The sequence below is a fragment of the Aeromicrobium sp. PFPM2_SD2 genome, from assembly GCF_057364525.1.
This window is the reverse complement of sequence record NZ_JBNFNZ010000580.1, coordinates 1-1,303: the sequence shown is the minus strand read 5'-3', so window position 1 is coordinate 1,303 and position 1,303 is coordinate 1. Positions and strand designations below refer to the sequence as shown.

Here is a 1,303-nt window from a genome sequence, read left to right as displayed (position 1 = left end):
GATGGGACGCGCGCGGCGCTGGACGGCGGCCGGGTACCGCGAGGTGCACGCCCCCGCGCCGACCACCGCGCCGTCCTGTTCACGCGTCCGTGGGCCCGCCGGGGCGTCCGGGTGGAGGTCACCGACCCCGCCGACCCCGCGCCGTACTGGCTGGTGTCGAGCGGGCGTCCCGTCGCGCTCGCCGACGCCCTCGACCTCGGGCAGACTGATCCCGACCCGAATGGAGAGGACCCCCGTGGCACGACGCAAGAAGAAGGCTGAGCCCACGCTGGCGACGGCGACGGCACCCCGCAAGCCGTCGCGGTCGGCGCGCAGCACCTGGCGGCTGATGGACCGCGGCAGCGTGGTCGTCGGCGCCCTGCTGGCCCGGCGCGTGTCCACCGGCGCGTGGAAGGTCGTCACCGGCAAGCCGGCCCCGACCGACTCGCGCAGCCCCGAGGTGGCGACCCGCGAGGCCGTCGTCTGGGCGGTCGTCGGCGGCGCGCTCGTCGAGCTCGTCCGCATGGGGACCCGCCGTGCGGCGGCGTCCTACTGGGTGAAGTCGACCGGCGACCTGCCTCCGGGCATCAAGCGCGTGCGTCCGGGCAAGTAGCCCGCCGCGGCGTCCGCGCCGCCCCTGGACGAGCAGAAGGCCTCGGCGACCGACAGGTCACCGAGGCCTCGCTCACTCCCGAGAAGAAGTCTGATCAGTACGCGCAGTCGCGGCAGATCATCACGCCGCCGCGCTCCTCGGCGAGCTGGCTGCGGTGGTGCACCAGGAAGCAGGACCCGCACGTGAACTCGTCGGACTGCTTCGGGACCACCTGCACGGACAGCTCTTCGTGGGACAGGTCCGCCCCGGGAAGCTCGAACGACTCCGCGGCCTCGACCTCGTCCTCGTCGACCTTGCCCGAGTTCTTCTCGTGGCGACGTGCCTTCAGCTCCTCGATGCTGTCCTCGGACTGCTCTTCGTCAGTCTTGCGAGGCGCGTCGTAATCGGTCGCCATGCATTCCTCCTAGTCGGCTCAACGCGGGCGATTGTTGCACACCGCCGCAACCCCCGCGCCGTCAGAAGCCACAAGCCCGGACGGCCGCGGAAAATTCCGCTTCCAGCCCCGGATGGGTGGCCGTGACGAGCCTCTCACCGGGGCGACCGTCGTGCCCGCCGAGCACGCCGCCGGCCTCGGTCACGACCAGCCCGGCGGCGGCGTGGTCCCACGGCTGGAGACCGGCCTCGACGTACGCGTCCAGCGTCCCGTCGGCCACCGAGCACAGGTCGAGGGTCGCGGCGCCGAGGCGCCGCACGTCACGCACCTGCGGGGAG

Annotated in this window: 4 protein-coding genes; 2 read left to right on the top strand and 2 right to left on the bottom strand. The window is 73.1% G+C overall.

What is annotated here, in order from left to right:
- Both AC2W7G_RS16535 and AC2W7G_RS16530 read left to right on the top strand, forming a co-directional pair.
- A partial coding sequence (locus AC2W7G_RS16535; RefSeq protein WP_485869399.1) for a DUF3093 family protein occupies positions 1 to 261 on the top strand: 261 nt, incomplete at its 5' end.
- Positions 236 to 592 carry a DUF4235 domain-containing protein gene (locus AC2W7G_RS16530; protein ID WP_485869398.1) on the top strand — a complete coding sequence of 119 codons (357 nt, stop codon included), beginning with the start codon at positions 236 to 238 and terminating at the stop codon, positions 590 to 592. The genes AC2W7G_RS16535 and AC2W7G_RS16530, both read left to right, overlap by 26 nt.
- A 94-nt stretch (positions 593 to 686) precedes the next feature.
- Here the strand turns inward: AC2W7G_RS16530 and AC2W7G_RS16525 are convergent, their stop codons facing one another.
- A complete protein-coding gene (locus AC2W7G_RS16525; RefSeq protein ID WP_485869397.1) occupies positions 687 to 986 on the bottom strand; it encodes a DUF4193 domain-containing protein in 300 nt (99 codons plus the stop codon).
- Positions 987 to 1,047: 61 nt separating this feature from the next.
- Positions 1,048 to 1,303, bottom strand: a 256-nt coding sequence (locus AC2W7G_RS16520; RefSeq protein WP_485869396.1) for an inositol monophosphatase family protein, incomplete at its 5' end; no start/stop codon positions are given.

Coding starts and splice junctions, on each gene's coding strand:
- AC2W7G_RS16525 (WP_485869397.1), bottom strand. CDS start 986: ATGGCGACCGATTACGACGCGCCTCGCAAGACTGACGAAGAGCAGTCC.